General features: G+C 44.2%; 12 protein-coding genes. All 12 read left to right on the plus strand.

Translation table 11 applies throughout. The features are described 5' to 3' along the window. Positions 1 to 319 (plus strand): hypothetical protein (locus B2751_RS06430; protein ID WP_290773647.1); only part of this gene is annotated, 319 nt, incomplete at its 5' end. Between the two features lie 29 nt (positions 320 to 348). Continuing rightward, complete coding sequence (locus B2751_RS06435; protein ID WP_290773650.1) at positions 349 to 1005, plus strand: hypothetical protein; 657 nt, start codon at positions 349 to 351, stop codon at positions 1003 to 1005. A gap of 30 nt (positions 1006 to 1035) precedes the next feature. Further along, positions 1036 to 1758, plus strand: coding sequence for a DUF2750 domain-containing protein (locus B2751_RS06440; RefSeq protein WP_290773652.1), 723 nt, complete (start codon positions 1036 to 1038; stop codon positions 1756 to 1758). A gap of 106 nt (positions 1759 to 1864) precedes the next feature. Further along, entirely contained in the window at positions 1865 to 2440 is a 576-nt protein-coding gene (locus B2751_RS06445; RefSeq protein ID WP_290773655.1) for a hypothetical protein, read from the plus strand. A gap of 26 nt (positions 2441 to 2466) precedes the next feature. Further along, positions 2467 to 3132 carry a hypothetical protein gene (locus tag B2751_RS06450; protein WP_290773658.1) on the plus strand — a complete coding sequence of 222 codons (666 nt, stop codon included), beginning with the start codon at positions 2467 to 2469 and terminating at the stop codon, positions 3130 to 3132. Between the two features lie 74 nt (positions 3133 to 3206). After that, entirely contained in the window at positions 3207 to 4379 is a 1173-nt protein-coding gene (locus tag B2751_RS06455) for an SMI1/KNR4 family protein (RefSeq protein ID WP_290773660.1), read from the plus strand. Between the two features lie 10 nt (positions 4380 to 4389). Then, positions 4390 to 4869, plus strand: a complete 480-nt coding sequence (locus B2751_RS06460; protein ID WP_290773663.1) for a hypothetical protein — start codon at positions 4390 to 4392, stop codon at positions 4867 to 4869. A gap of 15 nt (positions 4870 to 4884) precedes the next feature. After that, a complete protein-coding gene (locus tag B2751_RS06465; RefSeq protein ID WP_290773665.1) occupies positions 4885 to 5517 on the plus strand; it encodes a hypothetical protein in 633 nt (210 codons plus the stop codon). 22 nt (positions 5518 to 5539) lie between these two features. Continuing rightward, a complete protein-coding gene (locus tag B2751_RS06470) occupies positions 5540 to 6022 on the plus strand; it encodes a DUF2691 family protein (RefSeq protein WP_290773667.1) in 483 nt (160 codons plus the stop codon). A gap of 135 nt (positions 6023 to 6157) precedes the next feature. After that, complete coding sequence (locus B2751_RS06475; RefSeq protein ID WP_290773670.1) at positions 6158 to 7036, plus strand: DUF2716 domain-containing protein; 879 nt, start codon at positions 6158 to 6160, stop codon at positions 7034 to 7036. Positions 7037 to 7050: 14 nt separating this feature from the next. Further along, entirely contained in the window at positions 7051 to 7218 is a 168-nt protein-coding gene (locus tag B2751_RS06480) for a hypothetical protein (protein WP_290773673.1), read from the plus strand. A 7-nt stretch (positions 7219 to 7225) separates the two neighbouring features. Then, positions 7226 to 7786, plus strand: a 561-nt coding sequence (locus B2751_RS06485; RefSeq protein WP_290773676.1) for a hypothetical protein, incomplete at its 3' end; no start/stop codon positions are given.

Genomic DNA, 7786 nt, shown 5'->3' on the forward strand with positions numbered 1-7786 from the left:
TGAGATTGTCGTCGAAATCTTTTGTCAGGATACAGAGTATGACATCATCTTTGAGCATCGTTCGAATATCGAAGACGACCTTCATACATTTCTTTTTCAAATCGGCAACGGTTATTTTGTTGAGGATGATTATGGTCCGGAAGCCATCGAATTCGTCCTTCATGTCCTCGAACCATCTCAGATCGTCCAACCCGTCATTGAATATTTTAAGAAACAGTATGGAGTGACACGGCTTCGGATGGGGCAGGCAAAAGTTCATTATGGCAGACGCTTGACCGGGCTCTATCCTGAAGGGAAAAACTTTAACCGAAAAAATTGAGCAATGACGACACAGGTAGGAGTGACAGTATGAACGAACTGACGATCGATGAATACTTTTTTCAGTCGAAGAGTATCCAACGTATGCTTCAGACATCCGAAATCAATGTGCTTGGTCACTTGCAAACTATCTACGAAATCATGTGTTATGACCATACAGTAGGTAGCTTTACGAGTGAATTGACGGAGGAGGTATTGTATGACACGCTAGTTTGCTACAATCATTTTCCTTTATATATCACGACTAATTTTGATGAGATTAGAGAAGATGAGATGCACCTCTTAGAACGTTTAAAATCGCGACCATTCGTATGCCACGAACATCCGCGGTACGAAGGCGATCATCGGCGCACCAGTTTTTACTGTTGTATCGAAGTGTTGAATGCGAACGATCTGCGTTTCGTCTTAGAAGAGTCCTTTTTTCGAGCTGCCTATAGTGAAACGTTCCTCATCACGTTCGCTCTCCCCACGTTTGAGTTGAAAACCTCTGGAAAATGGATCTTTAAAGAAGCGAAATACACGCATGTGATTGATGCACGTGATAGATTACCGTTCATCCTTCCGTCACATGATGCGCTCGGTTTCATGTGGTTTTCGAATGGAGATGCCTTTCAAAACGTCGATCAGCTACAAGCGATTTTACCAACGGATTATCAGATTGATCATGTACTAAATTCCTACGAATAATTCAATTGAAGATAAAAGGAGTCATACAGAATGATATATCAGAGTGGATTACCTGGTGTTACAGAAGAGAGACTACAAGAGGTAGAGACAGCACTCGGTTGCGAGCTTCCAAGAGAACTACGAAACCGGTACAAGCGCGAAAACAAGTTCAACGTCGGCGAATGGGAGTTTCATCCAATCAAGGACGAGCAGTATATCAAGCGAACATGGGATGATCTTGTTCGTGTCAACTTGACCGATGCAGAAGAGTATCCAGAAGGGTTCTTGCGGATTGCGGCGGACGGAACGGGTGACGAACTCGGGTATCAATTTCCGGACACAAAGACGATCTTCTGGTGGGATCATGAGGAACAAGAGCTGTTTCCGGTAGCACCAACGTTGATGGCGTTCATTGAAAAGGAACAACAAATGGAACAGAGTGCAGAACAGGCAGAACTTTTCATAGAGACGGCTCTTGAGATGGGTGCTGTCTATGGTCTATCGAAGTTTGAACAGTCGGGCTGGGCGTATTGTCCGTCGAATCAAGAGGAAACGGACGTGCTGTTATTCTTTTCAACGGAAGCAGGGGCGAAAGCGTTGCAGATGAAGGAATGGGCGGACTATCACTTGATTCGCTTGGGTCTAGATTTGTTCATTAATGGCTGGTTACCGAACATGATTGACGATGGACTATATTGTGGTTTGAACTGGGGACCAGAGCTTGTCGGAATCGAACTTGATCCGGAAGATGTCCTAGCCGATTTAGAAGGTTAATAGGATTTGGGCGTTTTGAAACAAGTCGATAGAATGTCAGATGTGTGGCGTATCTATCGCTATGGATAAAAGAAGATTAACTTAATAGGTTAAGGATGATGAAAAAATGATTGTCACACTTAGTAAGCAAGTGGATGGCATCACCTATTTCTGGTTCATGTATCGCGATGGACGGACAATTCAGATGTATCACGGTGTCACCGAGCAATGGAAGCTCGATCAAGATGTCAGCGATTCAATCGAAGAACGGTATACGTTTCGGCGTCAAGCAAAACGAAGACTGAATGAATTGATTGCAGAGAAACAGGCGGAGGGATACAGACAAGATGATATCTACGGGATGCAACCTGGACGAAAGGAACGCGAGAAGTTTCGACGACGGACATCGTGGTTCGCCTATCTACTTATAGGACTAGGTATATTTCAGTTAGTAACACCTTTCTCTGTCTTACCAACTGTAGTATTTGGAATGGGTATACTCTTGATGTTTTTAGGTTTTCTCAGTAAAGGTTACCTCCCTACATGGCTTCGAAGTGTCTGCTTCATTAGTTACTTTTTCATGCACGTGATTCATCAGCAGGAATCGTACATCCCGTATCTTTTCCCGATTCTTTCGATAAGCACGGGAGTATTATTATGGTCTCATCTTCGAAAAACAAGACAAAATATGAAAGTGGAATAATAGCACTCTTTAAAAGGAGATGAAACATGTCGCTTCTAAATAAGTTACTACAAGATCCTGTCGTTTCTGAGATACCACGTTTACATAATGCTCTTCTTGCGAAAGAACGCGGCTTGCGCAAAGAGTGGTTAGTACATATCGACGAATTCATTGAAGAAGCGAATGCGTGGGATTTCGAAAGACAACGGACGTTTGTAAATTTGTTGCTGTCAACGTGTGAAGGAGAGTCAGATGTTTCGGTCCTTTTGATTCATCCGATACAAAAACGCCTTCTAAAACCTATCTTGAATCAGTGGATGAAAGAGTTGCCGGATGACGTTAGACCGTATCGCTGGTATGGTCTCTTTTTTGATGAAGATGACCGTTTCATCTACTTACAAGAGGCAATTACGCGTGGGGGAAGGCGGGAGCAGTTAGCGATCGAGAGAATGATTGACCATCATTTATACGGGTTATGGTATTCCTTCCATCATCTCGATGAAGATTTGTATTTAGGAGAAATAGAAGAGGATGCAGCATTTTTAACTGAGGCTCAGTTGCTAATCGAGCAACTCGATGATGTAGTTTTCAAATCGGAATGTATCATCGAATGGCAGAAGTTGAATCAAACCTTAACGTACTGGGTTCGTTTCCGAGAAGAACACACCACCGGATTCATGGAGTGGCGCATGCAACAAGAATTAAAGGATTAAATTTGATTAATCTAATGGCATTAACAGGTTAGAAATGCCCCCTCTCCGTTATATTTAAGAAAGAGGTATACACCATGAAAAAATTAGGCACGTTTACAAGTCGGGAAGGAAATCTGATCGTCTCGGATCCGGCTTTCCTTGAGCCGGATATAGAGTACAACGTGACGATACCGGTTGATCAAGGTTCGATTTGGACGGTCTTCTATGACGAAGATGAGTTCGAATCGATCAATTTGCTTTACCTGACGAGGAATGAAGAAGCGGAAGTGGCTCCATCGGCTTTCGAGCCGTTATCCGATCTAGTCGTTGTTGATTCAGCGCAGCTCGTTGTCATGAACACAGCTGATTACGGGAGACGGGAAGCCATCGACTGGGAGATTCGAAATACCTTGGAGTTCGACGAAGAAATCGACCCGTTCTATATCGCAATTTCAGACGAAATGATGGAAGACGAGATCTTCCTGTTTCCGTTCGGTGTCGCCGTTCAGTTGATGGGGGACGGACACTATGAAGTCCTCGTCCGCCGAAAAGACGGGAACGTGACAGGCATCGCGATCGTCCTCGGAGAACATGAAGCTTTTGAAGAACACGATGACGAGGAAGAATTATCGCTGGAAGACGTCGACGTACCACGACTGAATCATCAGAACACTGCTTTGCCTGACGATGCCTTTCTTACGAGTATCCTTCAGGCGATGCGATTATTTTATGTGAACGATCAAAAATCCTTGAAGTACAGTATTCCGATTGAAGGTCAGAAGGTGGAGCACAAACTGTATTTGTATGATTATTCATCCTCCATTCAAAACTATCAAGTGGCAGTGGAAAGTCCCTGTCCAGAAGCTCGTATCCAAGCATTCGAGACCGATCATTTTGCAATTCCGGAGTGGTATAAAGATATTTTGAGAGTCTGTAACGGTGTGCGTTTTGCCGAAGAGTTGAACTTATACGGTATTCCGTTGACGAGCTGGAACGGGTTATCGCATGAGATCCAAGGCAATCTCTCCGTCAGTCTCGAGGAATACGCGTTAACCGAGTTCGATGCGATTCGCGACAAGTATTTCTTTTTTGGATCGTCGTTTAGACAGGATGAATATTATGCGGTATTGAAAGAGCGGCCAGACGAAGCCGTCTATTGCTTCGACTACAGAACGTTAAAACTCAAACCGAAGGCAACGACTTTCCAAGATATCGTCCGTGATGCGTGGCGCGCGTGTAATCTGAAAGTACTCCATAAAAGAATGTGAGGATGATCTCATGAAAATAATCTATTCCCATGAAGACTTACTCGCTCTCGAAGATCCCTTTGGATATGAAGTGGATCTGCCGATTCGTATCAGAGAACTGCCGGCTTCCGTCATCGAAGAGGAGATTCCGGATAGCCGCGAACATTTGGATCGTCTTCTAAAAGATGGTTATACATTGGTCATTCAAAAACCGCGAATTCCGAATCCTCCTGTATTCGCGGGGTTATCCGTGATAGCGGAGAACACGGTCATGAAATTATATGTCTACGAGGCGAATCATTGTGAGGATGCGTTATGGGATGTTCTGACCGAGAATGAATACAATCGACACTGGGCATCCTTTTTACTGAAAAAAATCGAAGGTGTCAGATTCGAATTGCCTTATACGAATGAAGCTCAAAGTTCGCTGAAACTGTCTAATCTCAAAACAAATGAACTCGTACATCTACGATTTGAAACCAATCAAAGCGTGACGTGTCAGTGGGATTGAAAAAGGAGATGCTTTATGAAAACGTATCTTGAAGAACATAGCGATGCGACACGCATCTTTCCATGGCTTGCGGATGCGAATTCATTAATTCGTTGTTTATGTGTAGTCGGTGAGATGCTCTTGTTTCCAGAAGAAATCGTCCAGTTCAAACAAATCAGTAGTGAAATGTTCCGTAACGAGCTAACGAAAAAGCATGAGCTGAGCACGTATCGCTTTTATATAGTGTCATGTGTCGGAAATGGGTTCCAGTCCAAAAGAATCTTCGATTATTACAAGCTGTGGCGTTTGCTCGAACGAGAAGAGATGCTTGATGGCTTCACATCGCGAATAGAAGTGCCAGTCCAAGTTGGAGAAGAACCGTATTACGTTGGGATCGCTGAATTTGGTCTCGAACAGCTTTCGACAGCCATTGAAATGATTAGTGGTTCTTCCTCTAGGTATACCATTATTTGTGCGAATCATGATCGACCATTACGTTGTCAGGAATTACTAACGCAGGTGCTCGACATCGGGTTAACAGAAAACGGAAGCTTACCAGTCGTCGAGATGGTTCCAACATTGACAGCGCAAGGTTACGCCGTCTGCACGTGGGGAAGTTCAAGTGAAGAACAAGAACTACAGTGTTTTCATACGGTAGCCTTCTTATGACAAGATAGAAAGAGGGGATTCGATGAGTCTGCGTGGTGTGTCATTTGAAATCCCGAATGAACCGGGGCGTATCTTGATCGACATATTAAGTGCGATTGAAATGAAAGAGTATGATTGGTTTCTTCGTAATTTTGATTTTCCAATCCAAACGATGGACGGGGAATGGTATGACAGTTTAGAAGAGTTTTCGGTCGATCAGAACGTGACAGGACGTGAACTAGCGAAATGGCTAAGGGGACCTAGCAATTACCTGATCTTTGCTGAATTGTTTGCTTTTCAAAGTGGTCAGACTGAAGAAGTGGGAATGACGTATGAGTGGTTTCAGAAAAGCAATTGTCACATCGCGATTTTGGTATATGACTGTACGTACGTCGATATCTATTGTAAGGAGCAGCACGTATCCGAAGCGTTTTATGAGAACGCTGTGAAACGTGGATATACCGGAATTAAGTGGGTGACAGATGACAATGATCCACGGACCCGTTTGTCGGTATGGTCAGAATAGGACGTTATTCNNATCCAACTGACAAAACAAAGCGGCTCGGATACACTCTACCAAACAATCTATACGGAGGGACGCCTCATCATTCAACATCAAGGAATCGTTGGAGAGTGGGTGAGAGCGGAAGACATAGGACAGATGCGTGTCTCGCGCTTCAAACGATTAGGTGTACAGATTTTGCAGCTGATCGAGAAGTTTGAACGTCAAGGCTATCGCGAGCTGAACGAGGCAGATTACCGGGAACTAATCGTCCAGTTTCCTTATGACGAGGGTCAGGCAGAAGCAGCACTCGAGCGTCGCCATATGATGGAAGAGATAATCGATGAAGGTCTGCTTCATACAGGAATCGGCTACTGTGAAGGGGGAGATATAGGAAGTGGCACGACGAATATCTTTTACTATGTCCTTGATGTCGAGGCAGCCGTTTCTCTGATTTTTGAAGGGATAAAGGAACATGATGTGCAAGGCGAACTGATCATCGCGATATCAGAAGGAGAAGCGTACACCGTTCTATACCCTGAAGGAATGACGTTCGATCTGATTGGTGAAGGGAAACCATGGAGCTGGATTCCGATGACGCAAGCCGAAGACGAGAAGGTATGGCAAGTCATTGATCAACAATTTCAATTCTCGCCTAGTACGACGGTTTTCCCATCATACCATGCCCCAAGTCCGTTCAGTACATATGAAGTGGATTACGAGAAACGAGAAGAAATCGAACGAGAACTAGGACGTATTCTGATCGAGCTGACTGTTGAAGGAGAACGCGTCATGGCTCTCGATTGGAATCATCAAGGGTATTGGATCGACCCAAGACGTCCGTTTCTTCGAAATGAAGAAGGAGACTGGATGATTCCAGCAGTTCCAGATGGCGATTACTCCTTTTTCATCGCCCGAGATTTTCGCTGGGGATATCTCGGTCATCCGTGGGAGGGAAGTATCACGTTGTTTGGAGAAGATATGATCTCTGCGTTCCAAGGGACAGACATTTTTATGAATGAAATCAGAAGAGGATAAAAGGGGGACAGGAAGTGAGAACACCATACGACGAGTATCAAGAAACAGCATTATGGCAGATCATCTCGGAGACAATCAATGAATTAATCGACAATGATGATCTCGAAGAACGGACGACGCATGAACATATTGTTGGCTACCTCTATAGCAAACTAGAAGGTCGGATGAAAGATGAAAAGTAAGAATAGGATGCGATTTCAACGAGACGAATGGATTGATGTGTTCCGGGAACCGCTACCACGCGACGATTGGCAAGACCTCGTCCGTCTTCAAGTAAGTCAGCATTCGTATCCGTTTGAAGTGAAGTTACTAGAACGACCACTCAAGCAGAATCCAAATATTCATGATTTATCGGATTGGACGGTTCGTTCCCACTTCATCATGACAGATGCCGCGCAGCTTGACCGATTTCTCGAACATCTTGTCATCGAACAGCAAGAAATGGCGACTGAAGCAGAGGTGACACTCATCGTCCAAAAACAAGGACAAGGAATCGTCCGGGTCACAAACGATTGTGTCTCGATGTATGGAGTCGCATATGAGGAGCTCGATGATGCTGGAACAGAATATGAGAACTTTTTTGATGCGATTTTACCACACGCCACGTTTCCGGTCGAGGTCGTCTTTTGTGGTCGAGATATTTTAGAAAATGATGATTCGATTCATGTGATGACGTTGCACGATTCCAATTGGCAAGCGGTGTTTGAAGAACATGTATTGCATTTGCTGAATCGAAAGGAAGTTACGTCA

Origin of the sequence: Exiguobacterium sp. UBA6282 (assembly GCF_002440475.1) — a bacterium.
GTDB lineage: Bacteria > Bacillota > Bacilli > Exiguobacteriales > Exiguobacteriaceae > Exiguobacterium_A.